23 protein-coding genes are annotated in these 24,261 nt (G+C 64.3%); 15 read left to right on the top strand and 8 right to left on the bottom strand.

Going from position 1 to position 24,261, the window contains the following annotated elements; all coding sequences use genetic code 11:
* The first annotated feature begins 73 nt into the window (after positions 1 to 73).
* The 6 genes from VMR39_RS24165 to VMR39_RS24190 are packed head-to-tail and all read left to right on the top strand — an operon-like array spanning position 74 to position 5,525.
* Positions 74 to 1,189 carry an FAD-dependent oxidoreductase gene (locus tag VMR39_RS24165; protein ID WP_325419983.1) on the top strand — a complete coding sequence of 372 codons (1,116 nt, stop codon included), beginning with the start codon at positions 74 to 76 and terminating at the stop codon, positions 1,187 to 1,189.
* An 18-nt stretch (positions 1,190 to 1,207) separates the two neighbouring features.
* The gene (locus tag VMR39_RS24170; RefSeq protein ID WP_325419985.1) at positions 1,208 to 2,110 is read left to right on the top strand and encodes a VOC family protein; all 903 of its coding nucleotides are present in this window, start codon (positions 1,208 to 1,210) and stop codon (positions 2,108 to 2,110) included.
* Positions 2,111 to 2,127: 17 nt separating this feature from the next.
* Complete coding sequence (locus VMR39_RS24175) at positions 2,128 to 3,285, top strand: alpha/beta hydrolase family protein (protein ID WP_325419987.1); 1,158 nt, start codon at positions 2,128 to 2,130, stop codon at positions 3,283 to 3,285.
* Entirely contained in the window at positions 3,282 to 3,761 is a 480-nt protein-coding gene (locus VMR39_RS24180; protein ID WP_325419990.1) for a hypothetical protein, read from the top strand. Before VMR39_RS24175 ends, VMR39_RS24180 begins: the two co-directional genes overlap by 4 nt.
* A gap of 23 nt (positions 3,762 to 3,784) precedes the next feature.
* A complete protein-coding gene (locus VMR39_RS24185) occupies positions 3,785 to 4,564 on the top strand; it encodes a cyclase family protein (RefSeq protein WP_325419992.1) in 780 nt (259 codons plus the stop codon).
* A gap of 4 nt (positions 4,565 to 4,568) precedes the next feature.
* On the top strand, positions 4,569 to 5,525 hold the full coding sequence (locus VMR39_RS24190; RefSeq protein ID WP_325419994.1) for a fumarylacetoacetate hydrolase family protein: 957 nt from the start codon (positions 4,569 to 4,571) through the stop codon (positions 5,523 to 5,525).
* 83 nt (positions 5,526 to 5,608) lie between these two features.
* Here the strand turns inward: VMR39_RS24190 and VMR39_RS24195 are convergent, their stop codons facing one another.
* The 6 genes from VMR39_RS24195 to VMR39_RS24220 form a co-directional block, all read right to left on the bottom strand.
* Positions 5,609 to 6,016: a (R)-mandelonitrile lyase gene (locus VMR39_RS24195; protein WP_325419996.1), complete on the bottom strand. Its 408-nt coding sequence runs from the start codon at positions 6,014 to 6,016 to the stop codon at positions 5,609 to 5,611.
* 28 nt (positions 6,017 to 6,044) lie between these two features.
* Positions 6,045 to 7,037 (bottom strand): aldo/keto reductase, encoded by a 993-nt coding sequence (locus VMR39_RS24200; RefSeq protein ID WP_325419998.1) that lies wholly within the window; start codon positions 7,035 to 7,037, stop codon positions 6,045 to 6,047.
* 4 nt (positions 7,038 to 7,041) lie between these two features.
* Positions 7,042 to 7,629 (bottom strand): flavodoxin, encoded by a 588-nt coding sequence (locus VMR39_RS24205; RefSeq protein ID WP_325420000.1) that lies wholly within the window; start codon positions 7,627 to 7,629, stop codon positions 7,042 to 7,044.
* Positions 7,626 to 8,777 (bottom strand): aldo/keto reductase, encoded by a 1,152-nt coding sequence (locus VMR39_RS24210; protein WP_325420002.1) that lies wholly within the window; start codon positions 8,775 to 8,777, stop codon positions 7,626 to 7,628. The genes VMR39_RS24205 and VMR39_RS24210 overlap by 4 nt, the downstream gene beginning before the upstream one ends.
* A 130-nt stretch (positions 8,778 to 8,907) precedes the next feature.
* Complete coding sequence (locus VMR39_RS24215; protein ID WP_325420004.1) at positions 8,908 to 9,744, bottom strand: oxidoreductase; 837 nt, start codon at positions 9,742 to 9,744, stop codon at positions 8,908 to 8,910.
* A 61-nt stretch (positions 9,745 to 9,805) separates the two neighbouring features.
* Positions 9,806 to 11,206 carry an MFS transporter gene (locus VMR39_RS24220; RefSeq protein WP_325420006.1) on the bottom strand — a complete coding sequence of 467 codons (1,401 nt, stop codon included), beginning with the start codon at positions 11,204 to 11,206 and terminating at the stop codon, positions 9,806 to 9,808.
* 120 nt (positions 11,207 to 11,326) lie between these two features.
* On the opposite strand from VMR39_RS24220, the gene VMR39_RS24225 reads away from it, so the two are divergent.
* The gene (locus VMR39_RS24225; RefSeq protein WP_325420009.1) at positions 11,327 to 12,217 is read left to right on the top strand and encodes a LysR family transcriptional regulator; all 891 of its coding nucleotides are present in this window, start codon (positions 11,327 to 11,329) and stop codon (positions 12,215 to 12,217) included.
* A 24-nt stretch (positions 12,218 to 12,241) separates the two neighbouring features.
* Here the strand turns inward: VMR39_RS24225 and VMR39_RS24230 are convergent, their stop codons facing one another.
* Entirely contained in the window at positions 12,242 to 13,135 is an 894-nt protein-coding gene (locus tag VMR39_RS24230) for a LysR family transcriptional regulator (protein ID WP_325420046.1), read from the bottom strand.
* 200 nt (positions 13,136 to 13,335) lie between these two features.
* On the opposite strand from VMR39_RS24230, the gene VMR39_RS24235 reads away from it, so the two are divergent.
* From VMR39_RS24235 to moaA, 8 genes are all read left to right on the top strand, one after another.
* Positions 13,336 to 14,535 carry a (R)-mandelonitrile lyase gene (locus tag VMR39_RS24235; RefSeq protein WP_325420011.1) on the top strand — a complete coding sequence of 400 codons (1,200 nt, stop codon included), beginning with the start codon at positions 13,336 to 13,338 and terminating at the stop codon, positions 14,533 to 14,535.
* Positions 14,536 to 14,570: 35 nt separating this feature from the next.
* Positions 14,571 to 15,203, top strand: coding sequence for an aldehyde dehydrogenase iron-sulfur subunit PaoA (gene paoA / locus VMR39_RS24240; protein ID WP_325420013.1), 633 nt, complete (start codon positions 14,571 to 14,573; stop codon positions 15,201 to 15,203).
* A complete protein-coding gene (locus VMR39_RS24245) occupies positions 15,200 to 16,153 on the top strand; it encodes a xanthine dehydrogenase family protein subunit M (protein WP_325420015.1) in 954 nt (317 codons plus the stop codon). The genes paoA and VMR39_RS24245 overlap by 4 nt, the downstream gene beginning before the upstream one ends.
* Positions 16,150 to 18,372 (top strand): aldehyde oxidoreductase molybdenum-binding subunit PaoC, encoded by a 2,223-nt coding sequence (gene paoC, locus VMR39_RS24250; protein ID WP_325420017.1) that lies wholly within the window; start codon positions 16,150 to 16,152, stop codon positions 18,370 to 18,372. Before VMR39_RS24245 ends, paoC (VMR39_RS24250) begins: the two co-directional genes overlap by 4 nt.
* Positions 18,373 to 18,391: 19 nt before the next feature.
* Complete coding sequence (gene paoC / locus VMR39_RS24255) at positions 18,392 to 20,596, top strand: aldehyde oxidoreductase molybdenum-binding subunit PaoC (RefSeq protein ID WP_325420019.1); 2,205 nt, start codon at positions 18,392 to 18,394, stop codon at positions 20,594 to 20,596.
* Positions 20,597 to 20,684: 88 nt separating this feature from the next.
* A complete protein-coding gene (locus VMR39_RS24260; protein ID WP_325420021.1) occupies positions 20,685 to 21,680 on the top strand; it encodes an XdhC family protein in 996 nt (331 codons plus the stop codon).
* 80 nt (positions 21,681 to 21,760) lie between these two features.
* Positions 21,761 to 22,549, top strand: a complete 789-nt coding sequence (locus tag VMR39_RS24265) for a YkgJ family cysteine cluster protein (RefSeq protein WP_325420023.1) — start codon at positions 21,761 to 21,763, stop codon at positions 22,547 to 22,549.
* Between the two features lie 54 nt (positions 22,550 to 22,603).
* A complete protein-coding gene (gene moaA, locus VMR39_RS24270) occupies positions 22,604 to 23,605 on the top strand; it encodes a GTP 3',8-cyclase MoaA (RefSeq protein WP_325420025.1) in 1,002 nt (333 codons plus the stop codon).
* 148 nt (positions 23,606 to 23,753) lie between these two features.
* Here moaA and moaD read toward each other — a convergent pair whose 3' ends face one another.
* Complete coding sequence (gene moaD, locus VMR39_RS24275) at positions 23,754 to 24,005, bottom strand: molybdopterin converting factor subunit 1 (RefSeq protein WP_325420027.1); 252 nt, start codon at positions 24,003 to 24,005, stop codon at positions 23,754 to 23,756.
* Positions 24,006 to 24,261 lie beyond the last annotated feature (256 nt).

The following is a 24,261-nucleotide window of genomic DNA, read 5'->3' on the forward strand; positions in this document are numbered from 1 at the left end:
ATCCAAACAATCGAATTTCGAAATTCGAAAGAGTCGCTAGTTTCACCGTCGAGACAATGGTGGAGAGCGACGTTTGGAACCGCACAGGATACTTGTCGTAGGCGCTGGCATCGGTGGCCTGTCGTCGGCGATCGCGCTGCGGCGGAGCGGGCATGACGTGACCGTCATCGAGCGTGATCCCGACTGGTCGGTCTATGGCGTGGGCATCATCCAGCAGGCCAATGTCGTGCGGGCGATGGAGCAGCTGGGCGTGCTGGACGCCTTTCTCGATGCGGCCTGCGGCTTCGACGCGGTGGAAATCTATATTCCCAGCGGCGACCGGGTTGCGCGGCTGCCGTCGCCGAGGCTGGTGCCGGGCAAGCCCGCCAATGTCGGCATCGGCCGCCGCGCGCTTCAGAAGGTGCTGGGCGACAGCGCGCAGGCTCTGGGCGCGAAGATCCGGCTGGGGCTGACGGTCGAGGCGCTGGAGGATGACGGCGCGGGTGTCGACGTGCGCTTTTCCGACGGCAGCGCGGATCGCTATGATGTCGTCGTCGGCGCGGACGGCGTCTATTCGCAGACGCGGGGCATGATCCTGCCCGAAGCGGAAAAGCCGGAGTTCACCGGGCAGGGCGTGTGGCGCTATAATTTCCCGCGGCCTGACGGGCTGGATGCGCTGCATGTCTATAATGGCCCGATCGGCGTTGGGCTGGTGCCGATGAGCGCGGAGCAGATCTATCTCTTCGCCACCAGCGCCGAGCCGGGCAATCCCCATTATGCCCGCGCCGATCTGGCCGCGACGATGCGCGCCAAGCTGGCCAACACCGCCCCGCAGATTCAGGCGCTCGCCGCGCAGATCAGCGACAATGACGGGGTCGTCTATCGCCCGCTCGAAGCGATGATGGTGCATGGTCCCTGGTCGAAGGGCCGGGTCGTGCTGCTGGGCGATGCCGTCCATGCGACCACGCCGCATCTGGGGCAGGGCGCGGGCATGGCGATCGAGGATGCGATCGTGCTGGCCGAGGAACTGGACAAGGCGGAGAGTCCGCAAGCCGCTTTCGCCGCCTATCGCGACCGTCGCTACGAACGCTGCCGCTACATCGTCGAACAGTCGCTGGCCATCTGCCACGGCCAGATCGGCAAGGGGCCGCAGGTCGATAATCACAAGGCCACCGCAGAGATGTTCGCGGTCGTCTCCCAACCCATCTGACAATCAAGGATAGCCGCCATGAGCCGCGTCACCGAAATCCGTTATGTCGGCTATGCCGTCCCCGATCTGGAGGCTGAGCGCGCCTTCTATCATGACCAGTGGAAACTGGTCGAGGCCGGCGAGCAGGATGGCATGGTCCATTTCGCCGCCGATGGGGGCGAGGAACTTTATGTCGTGCGCCTGCGCGCGGCGGCGGAGAAGCGGATCGATGTGATCGCGCTGGCCGCCGACAGCCGCGCCGATGTCGACGCGCTGCATGACAAGGTCGCGGCATCGGGCGCGCGGATCATCTTCGCACCGAAGGAACTGACGACGCTGGGCGGCGGCTATGGTTTCCGCTTCTTCTCGCCCGAGGGGCTGACCTTCGAGATTTCGAGCGATGTTGCCCGCCGCACCCCGCGCGACATGGTCCGCTGGGAAGGCGTGCCGCAGAAGATCAGCCATATCGTGCTGCACGCGCCCGATCATAAGGCGCTGGTGCAATGGTTTTGCGATGTGCTGGGCTTCAAGATTTCCGACTGGCTGGGCGACTTCATGTGCTTCCTGCGCTGTAATGGCGCGCACCACCGCATCGCCATCCTGCCCGGACCGCCCTGCCTGAACCATGTCGCCTATGACATGCTGAGCGTCGACGACATGATGGTGGGCGTGAACCGCCTCCGCCAAAAGGGCACCGATATCCGCTGGGGGCCGGGCCGACACACCGCCGGCAACAACACTTTCAGCTATTTCACCACGCCGGCCGGCTTCGCGGTCGAATATACGTCCGAGCTGGAATATGTGGATTTCGAGAGCCATGAGCCGAAAGTCCATGTGCCCGGCCCCAAGGTGATGGATCAGTGGGGCATCGGCGTCGGCGGCCCGCAGACCATGCCGCATCCCGAACCCGACACGGGCCTGTTCCAGGCGGCGGAAGTTTAAGGGGGGAGGCCTGAGCCATGGCGCTGTTCGAATATTTTCCCAATTATATCTGGAACCTGTCGGTCGCGATCGCGATGGAGAGCGGTGGGCAGATCGGCGAGATCGTCGACATGTGCCAGCCGATCAAGGACGCGACCGCAAACGGTGGCGACGCAGGCACGCCGATGTTCATGAAGGCCTGGGCAGCGATGGGCGACAAGCTGGTCGATCTTGCCGCCGAGGATGCGGCGAAAGGGCGTAATTTCTCGGCCTCCAACAAGCTGGAGCGCGCATCGCTTTACCTGATTACCGCCGAGCGGATGCAGGGGCATGGCGCACCGGGGCGCGAGGCGACCTATGCCAAAGCGCGCAACGCCTTCGATCGGTCGACTGCCTTGGGCAAGATCAACCGCGAGCGGGTGGAGATCCCGCTTGAAACCGGCACCATGCCCGCGCTGTTCACCCGCGCGCCCGGCGAAGGGAAGAAGCCCGTCGTGGTGTTCTGCAACGGCCTCGATAGCTGCAAGGAACTACTCTACTGGACTCGCCTGCCTGAACAACTGGCGCGGCGCGGCATTTCGACCCTTTGCGTGGATCAGCCCGGATCGGGTGAGGCGCTCCGCCTCCAGAACCTCCCCGTCGATCCACATAGCGAAAGCTGGGCGAGCAAGGCGGTCGACTGGCTGGAACAGCAGCCCGAAGTCGATCCCGCCCGCATCGGCATGACCGGCATTTCGCTGGGCGGCCATTTTGCGCCACGCGCCGTCGCCTATGAACCGCGCTTCGCCAGCGGCGCGGTATGGGGCGCGAACCATAATTGGCGCGAGGTGCAGAACAAGCGCATGGCGCGCGAGGGCGAGAATCCGGTTCCGCATTATTGGGCGCATGTCCATTGGGCCTTCGGCGCCAGGGATCAGGAGGATTTCCTTCGCCGGTCCGAGGCGATGAACCTCAACGGCCATATGGGTTCGATCAAGGTGCCCTTCCTCGTCACCCATGGCGCCAACGACCGGCAGATCAGCGTCGCCTATGCCGATGATCTCTACGATCAGCTGGTGAACTCACCGCGACGCGAGAAGGTCATCTTCACGCCGCGCGAGGGTGGCGTCGAGCATGTCGGTGCCGACAACATGGCCTATGGTCGCGACCTCATTTCCGACTGGTTCGCCGAAACGCTGGCGGGCCACGCGGCGTGACCCCCTCCACCGGCGATCTGGACGCCTATGTCCGCCGGGAAACCGCGATCAGCATTGCGATCAACGCAGCTCTGTCGCTCGCCTTCTTCCTGGCGATCTTCGGGCTGGACCGGCCAATCCCGCCATGGGGCGTCGGGGGCTGGGTGTTCGACTTCATGCCCCAGGGCTTCATGATCGCCCTCATGAGCGTCCTCGTTCCGGGCATTATCGCAGGCAGAAAATTACGGTCAGGCCGGCTGGTCGCTACGCCCTCTTCGTCCCTTCTGCCACGGCATCTGGTCGCGCGCGCAATCCTTCTGGCAATTACATCGGCCCTCGCGGGATCGGCGCTCGTCGCGACTTTTGTCTGGATCGGCGGCGTGCAGATGCTGACGCCACTCGCCGCCCTTCTCTTCAAGGTCGGATATGGCGCAGGCCTGGCCGCGATCATCACCCCGCCATCCCTGCGAACAGCCCTTTCCGCCCCGCGCCCGTAAATTCTCCGCGAAGGACCAAGAGCATGACCCGTCGCTTCGTCGACCTATCGATCACCCTCGACAATGACGTCGTCTCCGACCCGCCCTTCATGCGGCCCAAGATCACCTATGAGACGCATCAGGACACGGTGAAGGAACTCCAGCATTTCTTCCCAGGCGTGACAGCGGAACAGACGCCCGGCGGCGAAGGCTTTGCGGCGGCGGAATGGGTGACGCTGACAACGCATAACGGCACGCATCTGGACGCGCCCTGGCACTTTTCCCCCACCATGGATGGCGGGGAAAGGGCGATCACCATCGATGAAGTGCCGCTGGACTGGTGCTTCCGCCCAGGCGTGAAGCTGGATTTCCGGCACTTCCCCGACGGCTACGTCGTGACGGCGGCGGATGTCGAGGCGGAGCTTCAGCGCATCGGCCACGACCTGCAACCGCTCGACATCGTGCTGGTGAACACGGCAGCGGGCAAGGCGCTGGGCCGCCCCGATTTCGTCAATGTCGGCTGCGGCATGGGCTATGAGGCAACCATGTATCTGACGTCCCGCGGCGTCCGCGTGACCGGCACCGATGCGTGGAGCTGGGACGCGCCCTTCGCCTATACGGCGGAGAAGGTGAAGGAGACCGGCAACACTTCGCTCATCTGGGAAGGGCATAAGGCTGGCCGCGACATCGGCTATTGCCACCTCGAAAAGCTGCACAATCTGGAGAGCCTGCCCGGCGCCGGCTTCACCGTCAGTTGCTTCCCTCACAAGATCAAGGGCGCGTCCGCCGGCTGGACCCGCGCCGTCGCCATCTTCGAGGATTGAGCGCGTGCGTCTTGCAACATTGTCCCACGGGACGCCCGATGGCGCCCTGATCCTCGCCTCCCGTGACGCGCAACGCTGCCTGGCTGCGACCGGCATCGCCGACACGCTGCAACAGGCGATCGAGCACTGGGACGCTGTCGAGGCGCCGTTGCGTGCGCTGGCGAGCCGGCTGGAGCAGGGCGAAGGCGAACCGCTCGACCACGGCCACCTGCTCGCCCCGCTGCCCCGCGCCTGGCAATGGCTCGACGGATCCGCCTTCCCGCAACATGGCGAACTGATGCAGAAGGCGTTTGGCCTCCCGCCGATCGAGACGGACCGGCCGCTCATGTATCAGGGACTGTCCGACCGCTTTCTGCCCGGCCATGCCGACGTACCGCTGCCCAGCGAAGCCGACGGCATCGATTTCGAGGGCGAATATGGCATTATCACCGACGCCGTGCCGATGGGCACGCCGGCCGGCCATGCGCTGCGCCATGTGAAGCTCGTTCTCCTCATCAACGACTGGTCTTTGCGCGCCATCGCGCCTGTCGAAATGAAAACCGGTTTCGGCTGGGTGCAGGCCAAGCCCGCCTGCTCGGTCGCCCCTTTTGCCGTGACGCCCGACGAACTGGGCGAGGCGTGGAAGGATGGCCGCGTCCATCTGCCGCTGGAAGTTACGTTGAATGGCCAATGGTTCGGTCATCCCCATGGCAGCGAAATGGCGTTCGGCTTCCACGATCTCATCGCCCATGCCGCCCGCACGCGCGATCTCGTCGCGGGCACCATCATCGGCTCGGGCACCGTGTCGAACGCTGGTTACGCCAGCGTCGGCTCCTGCTGCCTCTCGGAACGGCGCGCCATCGAAATGATCGCGAGCGGCAAGCCGGCCACGCCCTTCCTCCGGTTCAATGATCGGATCAGAATGGAGGCGCGCGGCGGACCTTTTGGCAGTATCGATCAACAGGTCACCGCCGTGCGCTGACATGCCCGCTATCGAAAGCGTCGGGGGCCAGGCTTCTCATCGAGCACCTGTTGCCTCGCCGCAACGGCACCCAGCCATTCGGGTCAGGTGGCTGGACCCTTGCAATATTGCGCGTCGGTCACCGCTTCCATCCATTCGACGGCAGATCCGTCCAGCGCTTCCTGAATTGCTATATGGGTCATTGCCGTCGTGGCTGTCGCTCCATGCCAGTGCCGATGACCGGGCGGACACCAGATCACGTCGCCTGCGCGGATTTCGACGATCTCCTCTCCTTCACACTGCGTCCAGCCGCACCCAGCGGTCACGATCAGCGTCTGCCCAAGCGGATGCGTGTGCCAGTGCGAGCGCGCGCCCGGCTCGAAAGTGACCGCAGCGCAGCTGTGGCGCGCGGGGGGCGGAGGCGCGTTGAGCGGATCGAGCCGCACTGTTCCGGTGAAATACTGGGCCGGAGCGGCCTGGGAGGGCTGTGAGCCCGCGCGCTTCAATTCCATTTCCGTTTCTCCTGAATCTACTGGATATTCAAAGACCGCTCATCTTGAGCACCGCCTCGGGCAACCGCTCGCCCTGGACCAGGATGCTCGACGTTCCCGCATCGATTTCGGCCAGGTCGGCCGGGGTCAGTTCCAGCTCGAGGGCACCCAGATTCTCACGCAGGCGATGCAGCCTGGTGGTGCCGGGGATCGGAACGATCCAAGGGCGCTGCGCGAGCAGCCAGGCCAGTGCGACCTGCGCCGGCGTCGCCTCCTTGCGATCGGCAACGGTCCGGACGATGTTGACGAGCGCCATGTTGGCCTTGCGCGCTTCCGGCGAGAACCGGGGCACGAAGTTGCGGAAATCGCCGTCGTCGAACTTGGTGTTCTCGTCGATCTGGCCGGTAAGGAAGCCGGCTCCCAACGGACTGAAGGGCACGAAGCCTATGCCCAGCGCCTCCAGGGCGGGCAGCAGCGCTTTTTCCGGCTCGCGCCAGAACAGCGAATATTCGCTTTGAACGGCCGTCACCGGCTGCACGGCATGGGCGCGCCGGATCGTATCCACCCCGGCCTCCGACATGCCGAAATGCTTGACCTTGCCCTGGGCAATCAGATCCTTCACGGCACCCGCGACATCCTCGATCGGTACGGCCGGATCGACGCGATGCTGATAGAGGATGTCGATCCGGTCTGTGCGCAGACGCCGCAATGCCGCTTCCGTGACCGCCTTGATATGCTCCGGCCGGCTGTTCGTGCCACCCCTGCGCTCGCCGGTTTCCAGATCGATGTCGAAGCCGAATTTGGTCGCAATCGCCACGTCGTCGCGGATCGGCGCCAGCGCCTCGCCGACCAGGGCCTCGTTGGCGAACGGGCCATAGGCCTCGGCGGTGTCGAAAAAGGTCACGCCATCCTCGCGCGCAACGCGGATCATGGCGATCATCTCGGTCTTGTCCGCCGCCGGTCCGTAGACTTGCGTCATGCTCATACAGCCAAGGCCAAGGGCCGAAACTTCCAGGCCATTGCCCAGGATACGCGTCTTCATGGGGTCATCCTTCTATCTGGCCAAGCCAGCTTCTGATCTGGTCGAGGGTCCTGCGCTCCTGATCGCACTCCAGCACGAACGGTTTCTCGATCCGTGCGCCAGGAGCAAGGCTGGCAAGGACATCGGTCGCATCGCCCGGTCCATATCCCCCATGCGTGATGAACGGCCGTACCGTCTTGCCGGTCAGCTGATGCGCACGCAGGAAGGAGCGCAGCGGCGCCGGCGCCGTTTCGCCCCAGATGGGGAAGCCGAGGAACAGCTCCTCATATTTGGCGATCTCCTCGACCCTGGCGTCGAGCGGTGGCTCGATACCGCCGTCCCGCTCGCGCGTTGCCTGCGCGACATGCTGCTCATAATCCTCGGGATAGGGCCGTGCCGTGCGAATCTCGAAAAGGTCTGCCCGCAGTTCCCGCTGGAGCGTCTTCGCTATTACCCGGGTGTTTCCCGAGCGTGTGAGATAGGCAACGAGCGTCCTGCCTGCACCCGCCCGTCTGGCTCCGCCTTCCTGCGCGCACGCCGCCGTGCCGGCGAAGGCGAGAAGCGCTGGCGTCGCGAGCAGCGTGCGCCGCGACAGGGCATCCTGCTCGCTCATGACGCCCTGGGCGGAGCTTCGACTCCGGAAAAAGCCTGGACCGGCGCTGGCAGGCGCTCGCCCTGTACTTTGATCGCGGCGACGGCGGCGTTAAGCTCGCGAACCTCGTCGGGCGTGAACCGGACCGCCATGGCGTTGCTGTTCTCGACCATATGGGCCATCTGGGTCGTGCCCGGAATGGGAGCGATCCAGGGCTTCTGCGCGAGAAGCCAGGCAAGCGCGATCTGGGCAGCCGTCGCCTGCTTGCGCGTCGCCCAGTCCCGGAGCAGCGTCACAAGCGCGAGGTTCGCGGGCAGATTTTCGCGCGAGAAGCGACTCTCCCCCTTGCGAATGTCGCCGTCGGCATAGGCCGTCTGCATATCGATGGCTCCGGTGAGGAAGCCGACGCCCAGCGGACTCCAGGGAACAAAGCCGATCCCCAGTTCCTCGCAGAGAGGCAGAACCTGCTCTTCGGGACCGCGCCACAGCATCGAATATTCGCTCTGCACGGCGGTCACGGGCAGCTCGGCATGCGCGCGGCGCAATGTGTTGAGGCCCATCTCGCACAGCCCCCAGTGCAGGACCTTGCCCTCGCTCCTGAGCGCCTTGATCGTGCCTGCCACATCCTCGATCGGGACATTGGGATCGACGCGGTGCTGGTAGAGCAGGTCGATCCGGTCGGTCCGAAGACGCCTGAGCATGGCCTCGACGGCAGTCCTGATATGCTCGGGCCGGCTGTTGAGGCCGGGACCGCGACGCCCGGTCTCGGGGTCGATGTTCCAGCCAAATTTGGTGGCGATCACCACCTTGTCGCGAAAGGGCTGCACCCCCTCGCCCAGAATGCGCTCTACCTCCAGCGGACCATAGGCCTCTGCCGAGTCGAAGAAGCTGATCCCGCGATCATGGGCCGCCCGGATGATGTTGATCATCTCGGGCCGGCTCGGCACGGTGGTCTGGTAGGTGCGGCTCATATTCTGGACGCCAAGGCCAATGGCGGAAACCTCCAGCCCGCCAAGCCTGCGGCGGGCATTGTCGGCAGTCGTGCTATCCCCATGTTGCCGGGCCTGCGCCTTGCCGTTCCCGATCAGCGGAGCAGCTGCCAGTGCGCCGCCCGCCGCAAGAAAGCCGCGGCGTCCGATGCCCGGACCGTTGATATCCCTGTCTGTCATTCCACTGCTCCTGCGCCATCGAACCCGATCCGATGTCGGGATATCGCCACAGTCCAATATGCCTTCCCCGATGCTCTTCGATTAGATGGGATAATGTGGATGTCGCGATAAGCTCGCCTAATGAATGATCTCACGCCTCATGGCCGAAATCGGTCGTGATGCTGACAGCAGCCCATTCCTCCAGCTCCCGGCGTTGACGATCAATCTCTTCCCCGACGATCGCCACGGCGTCGCTGCCAAGCAACAGCCGGACCGGCAGCACGGGTCTTGCGACCGTTTCGAGGATGACCCGGGCGGCGCGTTCGGGATCGCCGGGCTGCGTGCCATCGGAGCTGTCGCTGCCCTTGCGGCGCGGTCCTGCCGTCCCGTCATAGGCCGGGAGACCTTCGCTGGCGCCGCGCAGCGAACGGCCGGCAAAGTCGGTGCGAAAGGCGCCCGGCTCGACGATCAGCACATGAATGCCCAGGGGCGCCAGCTCCCTGCGCAAGGCATCGGACATGCCTTCGAGCGCGAATTTGCTGGCCGAATAGAAAGCCGATCCGGGCATGGCGAGGCGCCCGGCAATCGAACTTATGTTGACGATGGTCCCGCTGCCGCGCGCGCGCATGTCCGGCAATGCCGCCTTGATGAGGGAGACGGGACCGAAGAAGTTCGTTTCGAACAGGCCAGCCACTTCCGCATCGTCGGCTTCCTCGACCGCCGCCCGATAGCCATAGCCCGCATTGTTCACCAATATGTCGATGCCGCCAAATCGGCTTCGGGCAAGGGCAAGCGCCGCGTTCACGCCGGATGGGTCGGTAACGTCGAGCCCGACGGCGAGAGCGCGCTCGGGATAGTGAGCCACGATATCAGCGACGGCCGAGGGATCGCGCGCAGTCACGACCGCATTGAAGCCGGCCACGAGCACCGCTTGCGCAAGGCTTCGACCCAGACCGGTCGAACATCCCGTGATGAACCATGTGGTCATGTCATTCTCCTTTGGACATTTGGGGAATTCGGTCGCTTCGCAAAGCCCGCAGTCGGGAAAATCAGGCAGGCGACTTCGCGGCCGGGCGGACGATCGCCAGAAATATGATCAGGAAGGCGAGGAGCAGCATGACGGTTGCCGCTTCGAGCGCCTGGGTCACGCGATGCGCCGTCAGGGCGGGGCCGGCGACGGAGCCCGTTCCGATCGCCGCGATCGCGACAAGGATGCTCAATCCTACCGAGCTTCCGATCTGGTGGGCGGCATTGACCGCTCCCGATGCCGCGCCGGCATGGCGCGGATCGACCCCCGCCACACCTGCCGAGGTCAACGGGCTCAGGGTCAGCCCCTGGCTGATCCCGATCAGCAACATGGGGAAAGCGACCGACCAGATATAGCCGCTTTCCACAGAAGCACAGCTCAACCACCCCATGCCGACCACGCCGATCGGCACGCCTGCCATCAGCAGTTTCTCCGGGCTGAAGCGGCGAACCAGACGCGGCACCGCGAGGGCGAAGGGGAAATGCAGAACGGTGGCGGGGAGAAACGCCATGCCCGACAAGGCGGGGCCATAGCCCACGACTTCCTGGAGATAGATTGTCGTGAAGAAGAAAAACCCGACCATCGCGCCCAGATAGAGGATCCGCGCTGCATAGGCGCCCGAACGCTCCGCACTGGCGAAGAGCCACAATGGCAGGATGGGCTGCTCGGCCCGGCGCTCCACCGCCACGAATGCGGCAAGGCAGAGGATCGCACCCACGACGGTCGCCAGCGTCACAGGATCGTCCCAGCCGCTATGGGCCGAGTGGATGAAGCCGAAGACCAGACCGCCCATCCCCAGGGTCGAGGTAAACGCCCCTGCAAGGTCGAACCGGCCGGTGTGGCGCGGGGTTTCCTCGACATAGCGCAGGGCCGCGACGATCAGCCCGATACCGATCGGCAGATTGACGTAGAAGCCTGCGCGCCAGGATATCCACTCCGCCAGAACGCCGCCTAGGACGAGGCCGACAGTCGCCGACAGGCCTGCGGCCGCGCTGTACCAGGAGACCGCATGCGTGCGTGCCTCGCCTTCCGGGAAATTGGTCTGAAGAAGCGCCAGCGTCGAGGGGGCAAGCACAGCGGCGCCCACGCCCTGTATCGCGCGCCAGGACAGCATCCAGGCCGCCGACTGGGACGCGCCGATCGCAAGGGAGGCGATCGTGAAGATCATAAGGCCCGCGATGAACATCGCCCGCCGGCCCAATATGTCGCCCGCACGGGCGCCCAGCAGCAGGAAGCCGCCGAAGGTAAGCGTATAGGCGCTTTGCACCCAGGCAAGGTTCGCCTCGGAAAAGCCGAGCTGGTGATGGATCATCGGCAACCCGGTCAGCACCACGGAAATGTCCAGGACGATCATTACATAGCTAATGAGGATGATCGCCAGGATCGCTGCTTGATGCGGGTGTGCGCCGCTTGGTCGTTCCATGGTCCAGTTCCCGGATGGATGAACCGAAATGCGTCCGGCTCTTCGACAATCCAGATAGCGCTCGCGCGGCTGAACAATTAGACGCTATAATCGACATGACGCGATAAGATGAGCTAATCAATGTCGACCGAGAATTTCAATAATCTGGCGGCCTTCGTCGCCGTTGCCCAGGAACGCAGCTTCACCCGGGCGGCGGCCAAGCTGGGTGTTTCCCAATCCGCGTTGAGCCAGACGATCAAGGGCCTCGAAGAGCGCCTCGGGATCCGTCTTCTGACGCGCAGCACGCGCAGCGTCTCGCCGACCGAGGCAGGCGACAGGCTGCTCGCGACGCTGGCGCCCAGATTCGAGGAGATAGAGCAGGAATTGGGCGCGCTGAGCGCCCTGCGGGAAAAGCCGGCCGGAACGATACGGATAACCGCGGGCGAGCATCCGGCGACCTCGGTGCTGCAGCCTGCGCTCAAGCGCTTTCTTCCCGACCATCCCGACATCCACGTCGAGATCGTCGTGGATTATGGCCTGACCGACATCGTCGCGCAGGGCTATGACGCGGGCGTGCGCATGGGTGAACAGGTCGCGAAGGACATGATCGCCATGCGCATCGGTCCGGACATGCGGATGGCCGTGGTGGGAACGCCAGACTATTTCGCAAATCGCGGCATGCCCCGCCAGCCCCAGGATCTGACGGGCCATAACTGCATCAATATCCGCCTGCCGACCTATGGCGGCCTCTATGCCTGGGAATTCGAAAAAGGCGGTCAGGAACTGAGAGTACGCGTCGAGGGTCAGGTCGTGGTCAACCAGGCCGTGGTAAGGCTTGCCTCGGTCCTCGACGGGCTGGGACTGGCTTATGTTCCCGAAGACCAGATCCTGGAGCATGTCGCGGCCGGACGGTTGATCCGCGTGCTTGAAGACTGGTGCGAACCCTTTCCGGGCTATCACCTCTATTATCCGAGCCGGCGGCATGCGTCCCCGGCCTTCGCGCTGTTGCTGGAGGCGCTGCGCTACCGGTAGCGTCCCCCAGGATCCTGCCTGGGCTCAGTCCTTGTAGCGCAGTGCCTCGAGCACTGCGCGGAAAGCGGTCGAGGGCTGGCGCCGACTGGGATAGTATAGATAATATCCATCGAACGGATCGCACCAGTCCTCCAGGACGCGCTCGAGCCGGCCTGCTTTTATCTCTTCAAGAAAATGATCCTCCACGAGGAAGGCGATGCCGCGTCCGGCCACCGCCGCGCTCGTCACCAGATCGACGTCGTTGAGGATGAGTTGCCCTTCCACCTTCACCCGGATTTCCCGGCCCTCATGATCGAATTCCCAGACGTAGAGGCTTCCGGCGGTCACGAAGCGCAGGTTGATGCAACTATGTTGCGCGAGATCATAAGGCGTCTTGGGCACGCCTTTCTCGGCGAAATAGGCGGGCGAGGCGACGGCCGCCATTCTCAGCTTGGGACCGATGCGCATGGCGATCATGTCCTTTTCGAGCCGCTCTCCCAGTCTTACACCAGCGTCAAAACGCCCCGCAACGATATCGGTAAGGCCGGCATCTACGTTCATCTCGATAATGATATCGGGATTGTCGGCCATGACCTTATCAAGTGCAGGCATCAAAACCGTTTGCGCGGCGTGTTTGGATGTCGATATCCGCACTGTTCCAGCCGGGCGTTCACGAAATTCCGTGAGAAGACCCAGCTTATCGTCGATTTCCTCCAGTGCCGGGCGCAAGGTTTCGATCAGCCTTTCCCCGGCTTCGGTCGGCGCCACACTCCTTGTGGTGCGGGTTAGCAATCGAAGGCCGAGCTTTGCTTCGAGACGCCGCATGGAGTGGCTCAGAGCCGACTGCGAGATACCGAGCTTGGCTGCAGCCCGGGTAAAGCTCTGTTCCTCGGCGACCGTCACGAACATTGCCAGACTGCTCAGTTCCTGCCGCATAATCCGTTACGCACTCCAGTTTCATGACTTCCTGTCATAGGCTTAAACGATTTCCATCCTCTAATCGATAGCCCCGATCTGCGGTAGGATCGGTTCTCTCCGGGACTGCGCCTGATGGTCCCACGTCTTGCCGAGGAAACCATCGATGATGACGCGCACCGCCCGCCGGCTTAGCCCGCCCCAATCCCCGCGGCTCTGAAGACATGCGTATTGAAGGTAGCAGGCGGGGTTCCCTCCAGGGTGCGCTGACCGTGGCCGCACTGGCAATGTCCTCCTCGGCGATTGCCGAGGAGCGCCCTTCGGTCGCGCCCAGGAACATGCAGGAAATGGCTCCTGGTCTGGCGGCCTATACCGACGGCGTCCTTTTCGGCGACATCTGGGAGCGGCCCGAACTTTCGCCGCGGGACCGCAGCGTCGTGACGCTGACCACGCTCATCGCGACGGGGAAGTCCGCGCAGATCGCGAGCCATCTCAACAGGGGATTGTCCAATGGCGTAAAGCCTTCGGAAGTGTCCGCGATCGTGACCCACCTGGCCTTCTATACGGGCTGGCCCAATGCGGTTTCGGCGATCAACGTCATCGCACCGGTCTTTGCCGAACGGAAGATCGACAGCTCGGTGCTGCAAGGTCTCAAGGACGCCCCGTCGCTGCCGGCACTGGATCCTGCAACAGGTGCGGACGAGCGGCGTCTTGCAGGCGTCGCGCCGAAATTCGCCGAGCTTACCGACCGCGTGATCTTCGGCGACCTGTGGCGCCGGCCGGACCTGTCGCGCCGCGATCGCAGCCTCGTCACGCTCATCGCGCTGGCGGCGAACGGCGATACGGGCCAGTTGCCCTTCCATATCCGTCTCGGCCTCGAAAACGGTCTCGAAAAGGCACAGATCATCGAGGCATTCACCCATCTCGCTTTCTATGCAGGTCTCCCCAAGGCGTCCGACGCGATTGGAATCGCGGAACGTGCCTTCGCCTCCGGGCAGGTTGCGGCAAGCGGAGAAACCCCGCCACTGACGCTCTTCGCACCCGGCCAGAAGCCGCAGACGGCACCCGCCTCCAATTTCACCGGAACTGCGACGCTTACCTCGCCGTTCAAGGGAAGCGGCGAGGCGCGCCTGGGCGGAGCGACCGTGACCTTCCAGCCAGGCGCGCGCACCAACTGGCATGTGCACCCCATGGGACAACTTCTCGTGGTCACCAAGGGTGCGGGCTGGGTCCAGGCCGAGGGTGAGCCGGTGCGGGTGATAAAAGCCGGGTACGTCGTGTGGACGGCACCGGGCGTGAAACACTGGCATGGCGCGCAGCCGACCGGGGAGATGACCCATGTGGCTGTTTCCGAGGTGGTCGCGGGCCGAAGCGTGACTTGGCTCGAACCGGTATCGGACGAACAATATCGAGGTCCCCGATGACGGGGGGCGGCATGAAGAGGGAAGGGACTGCGATAATGGCCACAGAGCTGCATATCTCGAGGCGCAACATGCTGGCCGGTAGCGCTGCGACGGCGGCTGTCGCTGCCGTGCCGCCCGCCGAAGCCCAGCTTCAGCCCAAGCCCCAGGTCGCGCCGACGACCATGCCGCTGTCCATCAAGGTGAACGGCAAGCGCCATGAGCTGCAGGTCGATACGCGCACCACGCTGCTCGACGCCCTGCGCGAGAATATCAGGCTTACGGGTACGAAGAAGGGATGCGATCACGGTCAATGCGGTGCGTGCACCGTTATCGTGGACGGTGTGCGCATCAACTCCTGCCTCAGCCTTGCGGTGATGCACCAGGGTGACGAGGTCATAACGATCGAAGGCCTGGGCTCTCCCGACGACCTGCATCCGATGCAGGCCGCCTTCATCAAGCATGACGGCTATCAGTGCGGCTATTGCACGCCAGGCCAGATCTGTTCGGCGGTCGCCGTGCTCGAGGAGATGAAGGCAGGGGTGCCAAGCCATGTCACCCGCGATCTCACGAGCGGCATCCAAGCCAGCAACATGGAGATGCGCGAGCGCATGAGCGGGAACATCTGTCGTTGCGGCGCCTATTCCAACATCGCCGAGGCGATGGCCGAAGTCGCGGAGGCACAGGCATGAAACCCTTCACTTATGAACGCGCCAAGTCTCCGGCCGATGCCGCCGCCGCTGTCGCGCGGCGGCCCGGCGCCAAGTTCATCGCCGGCGGCACCAATCTGCTCGACCTGATGAAGCTGGAGATCGAGGCACCTGCCCATCTCGTGGATGTCCAGGATCTCAAACTGGACAGGATCGAGCCCACCGCGCAGGACGGGCTGAGAATCGGCGCCCTCGTCACCAATACCAGGCTCGCTTCAGACGAGCGTGTGCGCAAGGACTATGGCCTGGTGACGCGCGCCATCGTTGCAGGCGCCAGCGGTCAGCTTCGCAACAAGGCGACGACGGCGGGGAACCTGCTGCAGCGCACGCGCTGCCCCTATTTCTACGATACCAACCAGCCCTGCAACAAGCGCAGGCCCGGCTCGGGCTGTGCCGCCATCGGCGGCTATTCGCGCCAGCTCGCGGTGATCGGCGTCAGCGACAAATGCATCGCAACCTATCCAGGCGACATGGCGGTGGCGCTGCGTGCTCTGGATGCCACCGTGGAAACCGTTCGGCCCGATGGCACCACCCGATCCATCGCCATTGCCGATTTCCATCGACTTCCGGGCGATACGCCCCACATCGAGACGGACCTCGCCAAGGGCGAGCTCATCACATCCGTGACGCTGCCCAGGCCGATCGGGGGAACGCATGTCTACCATAAGGTCCGCGATCGCGCCTCCTACGCCTTCGCGCTGGTTTCGGTCGCGGCGGTGCTGCACGAGGATGGAACCGGCCGGGTGGCGGTGGGGGGCATCGCGCATCGCCCCTGGCGTGACGAAACGGCCGATGCGGCAATGCCGCAGGGCGCGGCAGCCGTGGCCGGCCGCCTGCTCGCGGGTGCCAAACCTACTGCCGACAATGCGTTCAAGGTCGAACTGGTCGAACGCACGCTCGCCGGCATCCTGGCCGAAGCGAGAGCCGCGTGAAATTCGAAGCGCCGGCGGGACCGAATCCTCTCGACCGCCTGCGGGTGGTCGGGAAACCGCATCCCCGCATCGAGGGGCCGCTCAAGACGTCGGGGACGGCGACCTACGCCTATGAGCACAAGGATGTCGCCGACAACATCGCCTATGGATATGTCGTGGGTTCCGCGATCGCCAAGGGCCGCGTATCAGCGATCGACACCGAGCGGGCGCAGGCCGCAGCCGGCGTGCTGGCGATCGTCACGGCGCAGAATGCCGGTCCTCTCAAGAGCGAGGGCTTCTATGTGGCGAGGCCGCTCGCGGGCCCTGAGATCGAGCATTATCATCAGGCCGTGGCGCTGGTCGTGGCGGAAACGTTCGAACAGGCGCGGGCGGCCGCTGGTCTCGTACAGGCCAGTTATGATCGGGAGGCGGGCGCTTTCGATCTCGCCCGCGCCCGTGCCGGCGCGGTCCCGCATCGCCGCCAGCCCGATGTCATGATCGGCGACTTCGACGCTGCGTTCGCGTCAGCGCCGATCAGGATCGACGAGACATATGCCACGCCCGATCATAGCCATTGCATGATGGAGCCCCACGCCACCATCGCCCGCTGGGACGGTGACGCGCTCACGATCTGGTCTGCGCAACAGATCATCGGCTGGGCGCAACGGGACATGGCGACCAAGCTCGGCATTCCGCGCGACAAGGTCCGCGTGGTGTCTCCCTTCATCGGCGGCGGCTTCGGCGGCAAGGGCAGCATCGCATCGGACGCGGTTCTCGCGGCTCTTGGTGCAAAGGCCGCGGGCCGACCTGTGAAAGTCGCCCTGCCCCGCCCCCTGATGGCCAACAATACCACCCACCGCCCGGCCACTATCCAGCGCGTTCGACTGGCCGCCGACAGGGACGGCCGCTTGCAGGCGATCGGTCATGAGACGCTGTCGGGCAATTTGCCGGGGGGCGGCCCCGAGATCGCTGCAGCCCAGACCAGTGTTCTTTATGCCGGCGCCAACAGGCTGTGCCAGACGCGCCTTGCCCGCCTCGACCTGCCCGAAGGCAATGCGATGCGCGCACCGGGCGAAGCCTCCGGCATGATGGCGCTCGAAGTCGCCATGGACGAACTGGCCGAACGCCTCGGCCTCGATCCGGTCGAGCTGCGGATCATCAACGACACCCAGGTCGTCCCCGGCGCAGCGTCCCAGGCCACACCGGACGGCCAGTCTCCCAAGCCTTTCTCGGGACGGCAACTGATCGCGTGCCTTCGCCTCGGCGCTGACCGCTTCGACTGGAAGGCACGCAGCCCGAAGCCTGGTTCGCGCAGGGACGGTCGCTGGCTTGTCGGAATGGGCATGGCCGCGGCCATCAGGGGCGCGCCGATCCTGCCAGCGGGCGCACGCATGACGCTCGATCGCGACGGCATGGTCGCCGTCGAGTGCAACATGACGGACATGGGCACGGGCAGCTATACGATCATCGGACAGATTGCGGCGGAGATGATGGGCGTCGAGCTCGATCGCGTCGTGGTCCGTCTTGCCGATTCTCTCTTTCCGGATGCCTTTGGCGGCGGCGGACAGGGCGGGGCCGCGTCGGCGACTGCCGGCGTATATGCTGCCTGTGTGAAACTACGCGAGGCGGCCGCCCGGGCGGTTGGTTTCGATCCTGCAGATGCGCAATTTTCCGATGGCGCGATCCGGTCCGGCGATCGCAGCGTGCCCCTCGCGCAGGCGGCGGCGGCCGGCACCCTCGCGGCGCAGGATGCCATGACCTTCGGAGACCTGTCCCGAAAATATGAGCAGCAGACGTTCGGCGCCCATTTCTGCGAAGTGGGGGTCGATGCCTATACCGGAGAAATCCGGGTGCGCCGCATGCTTGCGGTCTGCGCCGCAGGTCGCATCCTCAACCCGATCACCGCCAGGAGCCAGGTGATCGGCGGCATGACCATGGGTGCGGGCGCTGCCCTGATGGAGGAGTTGGCGGTCGACAGGCGCTTCGGCTTCTTCGTCAACCATGACCTGGCCGGCTATGAGGTGCCTGTTCACGCCGACATTCCCCACCAGGACGTCGTCTTCCTGGACGAGGTCGACCCGACCATGTCGCCGGTCAAGGCCAAGGGCGTGGGCGAACTGGGCATATCGGGCGTCGCCCCGGCCATCGCCAACGCGGTCTACAACGCCACTGGCGTTCGCATCCGGGAATATCCCATCACTCTCGACAAGCATCTCGGCAAGCTGCCCCGATCTGCCTGACGCAGGAGAGAAGAAAGCCATGAAGTTCGACACACCGGCAGGCCCCAACCCGATCGACCAGATGAAGGTCGTCGGCCGTGCCCATGATCGGATCGAGGGGCCGCTCAAGGTTTCGGGCACGGCGCCCTATGCCTATGAACGCCATGACGTCGCCTCCGACGCCGCTTATGGCTTCATGATCGGAAGCGCCATCGCCAAGGGCAAGGTGACGCGGATCGATAGCGACGATGCGGCGCGCGCCGCCGGCGTTCTGGCCGTGGTGACGACGCTCGATAGCCCCGAGCCGATCCGGGGTGCGATGAACACCGCCAATCTCTTTGGCGGCGCAGCGATCGATCATTATCATCAGGCCGTGGCGGTCGTGGTCGCCGAGACCTTCGAACAGGCACGCGCTGCTGCCGCGCTGGTTCGCGTCCATTATGAGCGGTCGCCCGGCCGATTCGAACTGGCAAAGGAGGCGACCGACGCCGCCATGGCCATGGCGCAAGGCAAACCCAAATCGCATGAAGTGGGCGATTTCGCCACGGCGTTCGCCTCTGCCCCGGTGAAGATCGACCGGACCTATACGACCCCCGATGAAAGCCATGCGATGATGGAGCCGCACTCCACCATCGCATCATGGGCAGAGGGCAAGCTGACAATCTGGACATCCAACCAGATGATCGCCTGGAACAGAAACGAACTCGCCAAGGGGCTCAAGCTCAAGCCAGAGGACGTGCGGGTGGATTCGCCCTATATCGGGGGAGGCTTTGGCGCCAAGCTGTTCCTTCGGGCCGATGCCGTCCTTGCCGCGCTGGCGTCGAAGGCCTGCGGTCAACCGGTGAAGCTTGCACTGACGCGCCCGCAGGTCGCCAACAATACTACCCATCGCCCCGCCACGATCCAGCGCGTCAGGCTGGCAGCCGGAAAGGACGGTCGCCTTACCGCGATCGGCCATGAAAGCGTGTCGGGCAATCTTCCCGATGGCAAGCCCGAAGCGGCGGTGGACCAGACCAACCTCCTCTACGCCGGCAGCAATCGGCTGACCGCGACCCGCCTTGCCGTGCTCGACCTTCCCGAAGGCAATGCGATGCGCGCGCCGGGCGAGGCCCCCGGGCTGATGGTGCTCGAAATGGCGATGGACGAGATGGCGCAAGCCCTGGGGATGGACCCGGTCGAGTTTCGCATCCTCAACGATACGCAGGTCGATCCCGAAAACCCCGACCGCCCCTTTTCCAAGCGCCGACTCGTCGAATGTCTGCGTGTTGGCGCGCAGCGGTTCGGCTGGTCGAAACGCAACGCGCAACCGGGACAGTCCCGCGAGGGTCGGTGGCTCGTCGGCATGGGCGTGGCCGCCGGTTTCCGCAACAACATCTCGATGAGGTCTGGCGCGCGCGTCAGGCTGGACGGGCGGGGCACCGTCACGGTCGAGACCGACATGACCGATATCGGAACCGGTAGCTATACGATCATCGCGCAAACCGCCGCCGAGATGATGGGCGTCGCGCTCGAACAGGTGAAAGTCCGCCTCGGCGACTCCGCCTTTCCCGTCTCGGCGGGATCAGGCGGGCAATGGGGTGGCAACAGCGCAACCGCCGGTGTCTATGCGGCATGTGTGAAATTGCGGGAAGCCGTCGCGCAGAAGCTGGGTTTCGACGTTTCGGCCTGCGAATTTGCCGACGGCATGGTCAAGGCCGATGGCTCGAGCGCCGCCCTTGGGCAGGCCGCACGCACCGGAGAGATCGTCGTGGAGGACACGATCGACTATGGCGACCTGGCGCGGAAATTCCAGCAATCGACCTTCGCCGCCCATTTCGTGGAGGTGGCGGTCGACGCCTTTACGGGTGAAGCGCGGATTCACCGGATGCTCGCGGTCTGCGATGCAGGCCGCATTCTCAATCCCAAGACGGCCCGCAGCCAGGTGATCGGCGCCATGACCATGGGCGTCGGCGCTGCCCTGATGGAGGAACTGGCTGTGGACAAACGCTTCGGTTATTTCGTGAACCATGACCTGGCGGGCTACGAAGTTCCCGTCCATGCCGACATCCCCCATCAGGAGGTCATCTTCCTGGAAGGGGTCGATGACAAGAGTTCACCGATGAAGGCGAAGGGCGTGGGCGAGCTGGGTCTGTGCGGCGTCGCCGCCGCCATCGCCAATGCGATCCACAATGCCACCGGGGTCAGGGTTCGCGATTACCCCATCACCCTCGACAAGCATCTCATGGACATGCCCCGCTTCGCATGAGCGTTGCGGCGTCAGGAAGGACGGGTGCCGTGGAAGTTTCCCATAAGAATCGTACCGGTTCGCATTTGCCCGCCGGGGTTCCCGACAGATGAAGAATGCCGCGGAGATATTCCGCTTCGTGCGCGATCGACAGATGCTGGGCCAGCGATGTGCTCTGGTGACGATCACCGACGTCACCGGTCGTTCGACGCGCATGCCCGGAACCCATATGGCCGTCTGCGAGAATGGAGACTGGATGGGATCCTTTTCGGGCGGCTGCATCGAGGCGGCGGTGGTTGCCGAGGCGCAGCGCGTGATCGCCCAGGGACAAGCCGAACTGGTCCGGTTCGGAGCCGGGTCACGCTATATCGATATCCGTCTTCCCTGCGGGGGCGGAATAGATCTTCTCTTCACGCCGGAGCCCGACAGCAATGCCGTGAAACACGCCCTGATGGAACTCGACGCCAGGCGCCCGGTCGCGCTGTCGCTGGGCGCCGACGGGACCAGCGGCATCCAGCATGAAGGGGCAGGCTGTAGCCAATGGCATGGCCGGCATTTCATTGCTTCGCATCATCCTGATCTGCGCATTTCGATCATCGGGCATGGTGAGGAAGTGCTGGCCCTGTCACGCCTCGGCCGGGCCTATAACGCCGATATCGAAGTGCTCACGCCAGACCCGAAGATCGTTCGACATTGTCTTGCCATGGGCGTGGCTGCCACCATCCTCAAGACGCCTCGCGACACGACCGGCGTCCGGTCCGATCCGTGGACCGCGCACGTCTTTCTTTTCCACGATCATGACTGGGAGCCGGCACTTCTCGAAGCAGCGCTAGAGGGCGAGGCATTCTATGTCGGCGCGATGGGGAGCCGTGCGACCCAGCAGGCCCGCCTCGCCTCGCTGCTCGAACGCGGCATCCCGGCTGCGCGGCTTTCGCGCCTGGTGGGCCCGATCGGAACGATCCACACCGCGCGCGATCCCGACACCCTGGCACTGTCGGTTCTCGCACAGGTTGCCGACCGGCTCCGCGAGAATGGCGAACGGCAGCAGCCTGCTCCTTGCGAGCAGGATCGTCGTGCCGCCGTCGAGCCTGCGCATCGGAACTAGCGACAGCCATCCCGGCCGGCGCGATTTGCCGCCCGATTTCAACTGGCGATCGGACGATCGCAAAATTCAGGGGGATTTTCTTGCCATCTGCGGGCCCGGACCAACCGCCTTCGACGCGACTGACCTTTTCCTGTACGGCCTGCGGCCGGTGCTGCCACGACCTGCGACTGCCCTTGAGCGTGGGCGAGGCGATCGGATGGATCGAGAGAGGCGGGAAGGTCGAAATCCTCTGCGATGCAGCGCCTGCGCTGGATGCCGCAGAAGCGGAGCGGGATTATCGCGCGACGCGTTCCTTGCCGGCGCGCAGCGGCGCGCTTCCCATATCGCTGGGCGTAACCCTCACGGCGGTATTCGAAGGCGCCTGTCCGCATCTGCTCGAGAACCTCTATTGTGGTGCCTATGAGGAGCGACCGAACGTCTGCCGCATCTATCCGGCCGAGTTGCGCCCGGACCGTCCTGTCGTTGCGGCCCAGAAGCTATGTCCGCCCGAAGCCTGGAGCGATCAGCATCCGCTGTTCGTGAATGACGAGGGAGGCGTCGAGGATCAGGAGACGGCAAGCGCCATCGCTTCGAGCCGGGTACAGGGCCCCAGGGACGTGGTCCCCAAGCGACGGCTGGTCGGCGCACTGCGCCTGAACGCCGCCGCCCTCGCCAATGAAGGATATGCCGTCTGGAAACCCGATCAGCCGTCCCTTCTGGCCGCGCTGCGTTCGGCGAGCCTGACCGGCGCGGCAAGCCCGGCGGATACGGAATTGCAGATACGCATCGTCTCCAAACGGCCAGAAACGCTCAGGCTGATCGGCGAAGCGGAGGCAAACGCGGAGGAAGTCGGGCCGCAAGGCCCCTATGACTATATTGCGCTATACTGAGCGTCCGTCCGGATTCCACGATCGGGACTGCGCCGCGAGAGGAATTGAGAGAGTATGTCGGCGGTTCGACAATTGCAGGATAATTTGGGGCGCAGGATCACTTATCTGCGCGTTTCGGTGACCGACCGTTGCGATCTGCGATGCCGCTACTGCATGCCCGAAACGATGCGCTTCATGCCGCCTCGCGACTTGCTGAAGCTCGACGAACTGGCTCTTGTCGCGGAGCGCTTCGTAGAGCGGGGTGTCCGCAAGATACGCCTGACGGGCGGCGAACCTCTCATGCGTGCGGGCGTCCTTGATCTGGCGGCCAGGCTCGGTGCTCTGGATCCCGGACGGCTCGACGAACTGACTCTGACCACCAACGGCACTCGCCTTGCGGAATGCGCACAGGCTTTGGTCGATGCGGGAATGAAGCGCGTCAACGTCAGTCTCGACACGCTTGTCCCGGAAACCTACCGCGCCATAACCAGGACGGGCTCTCTCTCCAAAGTCGTTGAAGGCATTGCGGCAGCTTCCCGCACCGGCCTCCAGATCAAGATCAACATGGTCGCGCTGAAGGGGATCAACGAAGCCGAGATTTTCGCGATGATCGACTGGTGCGATGAACGCGGCCATGATCTGACGCTGATAGAAACCATGCCTCTGGGCGACACGGGGGAAGATCGGACTGATCATTATCTACCTCTCGACGGCGTTAGACGCCGCCTGGAAGAGCATTATGACCTTTTTCCAGACCCGCATCGTTCCGGCGGTCCGGCGCGCTATTACCGCATTGCGGGAAAGCGCGTGCGGCTCGGCTTCATCACGCCCATGACGCATAATTTTTGCGAAAGCTGCAATCGCGTGCGCCTTGCAGCCGACGGGAAGCTGTACATGTGCCTTGGTCATGAAGACCATGTCGACCTGCGCGCCGCCTTGCGTTCCGGCGGCATCGAAGCTCTCGACGCGGCACTGGACGCTGCACTCATCTCAAAACATGCCAGGCATGATTTCCTGATCGGTAGCGCAGAACCGCGAGCTTCGATTTCAAGGCATATGAGCGTCACGGGCGGCTGATCGACCGCGTCATCGCCGCGGATATGCCCGACGAAACCGGAAGACCGCTCCCCGCCCGGTGCCGTCAGGCGATCCAGGTAGGCTCCCGGATCGATCATGTCTTGCCGGACGTCGACGGATGTCATGGAAATTTACGCCGTCGGCCTCCTCAGCCACCCGTTACGGGCGGAAAGAAAGCCACCTCGCTACCGGTCGAAAGGGGCGCATCCGTATGGGCGAAGGACTGGTCGACCGCACAGCGCACCTTGTTACCCAGAAGGATGCCATATTTCTCGTGCCTGCCCTGAAGCCAGATCGCGAGGCCCCGCACATCGATGACAGTGTCGGGAAGGTCGAAGCTTTCCGCATCGACCCCGATCGCCTCGCGGATCCAGGAAAAATAATGGATCGAAATTTTCATGGATGCCAGGTCGAATATTCGCGCGCGCAGATCAGGCCAGTCGCTCGGGATCGCAGGCCCCGCGGCCCGGGGCCGAGCAAGGTCGACCGATCTGCGCGCATTCGACGTTTCGCGACTTCAGGCGACAGGGGCCGCAATCTGGGAGAGGATTGCCGCCTTGTCGATCTTGCCCGTCTGATTGACCGGAAGCGGCTCGTGCTGCAGCCACCAGCGCGTGGGCACCGCAAAGGAAGCCAGACGCTGTCGAAGCGCGGTC

The sequence above is a fragment of the Sphingobium sp. genome, assembly GCF_035511395.1.
Classification (GTDB): domain Bacteria; phylum Pseudomonadota; class Alphaproteobacteria; order Sphingomonadales; family Sphingomonadaceae; genus Sphingobium.